Genomic DNA, 545 nt, shown 5'->3' with positions numbered 1-545 from the left:
GGTCACAGAACTGAAGAACGGTGATACTCATACAGACAAACTGATTATCAGTGGTGGTGCTATTGGGGGCAATATTTCCACCATTAACTCTATGAGTATAAATGGACGTTCTTGGGAAGCATCCGGCACCTTCACCAATCTGGAAAGTATTGAGGTCAGTGATGACGGAGTTTTGACCGCTCTGGATGTTGGGCCAGTTCAGTCCATCAATGCTGATCAAACACCTAAACAGACGCTGAAGGTACAAACCAACAGTAAACAGAACCTGTCTGTTAACGTCGCCAAAGGTGGAACTCTCACCACCATGAATATCGCTAAAGACGCCAGCCTCGGAGCGATTTCAGGTGCCGAAACTGTCAATATTAATGGGATAGCGACTCTCGGTCCGATTACCAATGCAGCTACAGTCAAAGCTGACACACTGGATTTTGATAAAGTACAGGTGGGTAGTGGTTTAACTGCTCCCTCTAGCCAGGTCAGCACTCCAAACCTGGTCTTGAATACGCCGAATAATGTTGTTGCACTCACCACCAAAAGCATTTGCA

1 protein-coding gene is annotated in these 545 nt (G+C 46.4%); it reads left to right on the top strand.

Features of this window, described 5'->3' with window-relative positions:
* A partial coding sequence (locus J7438_RS27275) for a hypothetical protein (RefSeq protein ID WP_209279143.1) occupies positions 1-545 on the top strand: 545 nt, incomplete at both ends.

Source organism: Thalassotalea sp. G20_0, assembly GCF_017744175.1.
GTDB lineage: Bacteria > Pseudomonadota > Gammaproteobacteria > Pseudomonadales > Endozoicomonadaceae > Endozoicomonas.
This window is presented reverse-complemented; position numbering and strand designations above follow the sequence as displayed.